Origin of the sequence: Bradyrhizobium sp. (genome assembly GCF_019242285.1) — a bacterium.
Taxonomy (GTDB): Bacteria; Pseudomonadota; Alphaproteobacteria; order Rhizobiales; family Xanthobacteraceae; genus Bradyrhizobium.
Genome location: NZ_JAFAVV010000627.1, coordinates 1 through 2,276 on the forward strand (window position 1 = coordinate 1; position 2,276 = coordinate 2,276).

Below are 2,276 nucleotides of genomic sequence, written 5' to 3' on the forward strand. Positions count from 1 at the left end.
GCGATCGCGTCGGCAAGGAGTGCAGGCTTCCTCGGCAGCCGCATCGGCGACAGCTCCCACAGCTTCGATCTCGAAGTGCGGGTCGGCGCCGGCGCCTATGTCTGCGGCGAGGAGACCTCGCTGCTCGAAAGCCTCGAAGGCCGCCGCGGCATCGTCCGCGCCAAGCCGCCGCTGCCGGCGCACAAGGGCCTGTTCGGCAAGCCGACCGTGATCAACAACGTGCTGTCGTTCGCGGCGATCCCCTTCATCCTCGACAACGGCGCCAAGGCCTATGCCGATTTCGGTACGGGACGCTCGCGCGGCACCATGCCGGTCCAGCTCGCCGGCAACGTCAGATATGGCGGGCTGTTCGAGACCGCTTTCGGCGTCACGCTCGGCGAACTGGTCGACGACATCGGCGGCGGCACCTTCACGGGCCGGGCGGTGCGCGCGGTGCAGGTCGGCGGCCCGCTCGGCGCATATTTCCCGCGCGCGCTGTTCGACACGCCGTTCGACTACGAGGCGTTCGCCGCGCGCGACGGGCTGATCGGCCATGGCGGCATCGTCGTGTTCGACGACACCGTCGACATGGCGAAACAGGCGCGCTTTGCGATGGAGTTCTGCGCCATCGAATCCTGCGGCAAATGCACGCCCTGCCGCATCGGCTCGACCCGCGGCGTCGAGACCATCGACAAGATCCGCCGTGGCGAGCGGGTCGCGGAGAATCTCGCCGTGGTCGAGGACCTCTGCCACACCATGAAGTTCGGCTCGCTCTGCGCGCTCGGCGGATTCACGCCCTACCCGGTCATGAGCGCGCTGAAACATTTCAAGGAAGATTTCGGCCCGGCGCCCACGCGCCTGCAGGCCGCTGAATAAGGAGCTTCATCATGTCGCTTATCGAGGAAACCGATTTCGGCACTCCGCGCTCCAAGTCCGAGACGATGGTGACGCTCACCATCGACGGCAACAAGATCACGGTGCCCGAGGGCACCTCGATCATGCGGGCGGCGATGGAAGCCGGCACGCAGATCCCGAAGCTGTGCGCCACCGACATGGTCGACGCCTTCGGCTCCTGCCGGCTTTGCCTGGTCGAGATCGAGGGCCGCGCCGGCACGCCGTCGTCCTGCACCACGCCGGCGATGAACGGCCTCGTGGTCCATACCCAGACCGAGCGGCTGAAGAAGCTGCGCAAGGGCGTGATGGAGCTCTACATCTCCGACCATCCGCTGGACTGCCTGACCTGCGCCGCCAATGGCGACTGCGAATTGCAGGACATGGCGGGCGCGGTCGGCCTGCGCGACGTGCGCTACGGCTACCAGGGCGAGAACCACGTGTTCGAGAAGGCCGGCGGCGAGATCAACGCGGCCTGGATGCCGAAGGACGAGTCCAACCCCTACTTCACCTATGATCCCTCGAAATGCATCGTCTGCTCGCGCTGCGTGCGCGCCTGCGAGGAGGTGCAAGGCACCTTCGCCCTGACGATCTCCGGCCGCGGCTTCGACAGCCGCGTCTCGCCCGGCATGAGCGAAAGCTTCCTGGGCTCCGAATGCGTCTCCTGCGGTGCCTGTGTGCAGGCCTGCCCGACCGCGACGCTGACGGAAAAGTCGGTGATCGAGATCGGCCAGCCCGAGCATTCGGTGGTGACGACCTGCGCCTATTGCGGCGTCGGCTGCACCTTCAAGGCGGAGATGCGCGGCGAGGAAGTCGTGCGCATGATGCCCTACAAGGACGGCAAGGCCAACCGCGGCCATTCCTGCGTCAAGGGCCGCTTCGCCTGGGGCTACACCACCCATAAGGAACGCATCCTGAAGCCCATGATCCGCGACCGCATCGAGGATCCCTGGCAGGAGGTCTCCTGGGACGACGCCTTCAATTTCGCCGCAACCAAGCTCAAGGGCCTCCAGCAGAAATACGGCCGCGACGCCATCGGCGGCATCACGTCGTCACGCTGCACCAATGAAGAGACCTACCTGGTGCAGAAGCTGATCCGTGCGGGCTTCGGCAACAACAATGTCGACACCTGCGCCCGCGTCTGCCACTCGCCGACCGGCTATGGCCTCGCCACCACCTTCGGCACCTCGGCCGGCACGCAGGATTTCGACTCGGTCGAAGCTTCCGACGTCATCATGGTGATCGGCGCCAACCCGGCGGCCGCGCATCCGGTGTTCGCCTCGCGGATGAAGAAGCGGCTGCGCCAGGGCGCCAAGCTGATCGTGGTCGATCCGCGCAGCACCGAGATGGTGGAATCACCGCACATGGAGGCGCTGCATCTGCCGCTGTTGCCCGGCACCAACGTC

General features: G+C 66.3%; 2 protein-coding genes. Both read left to right on the forward strand.

All coding sequences use genetic code 11. The features are described 5' to 3' along the window. The coding region (locus tag JOY90_RS25685; protein ID WP_291693912.1) for an NADH-ubiquinone oxidoreductase-F iron-sulfur binding region domain-containing protein at nt 1–855 on the forward strand (855 nt) is incomplete at its 5' end. A gap of 11 nt (nt 856–866) precedes the next feature. Next, on the forward strand, nt 867–2,276 hold a 1,410-nt coding region (locus JOY90_RS25690), incomplete at its 3' end, for a molybdopterin-dependent oxidoreductase (RefSeq protein ID WP_291693913.1).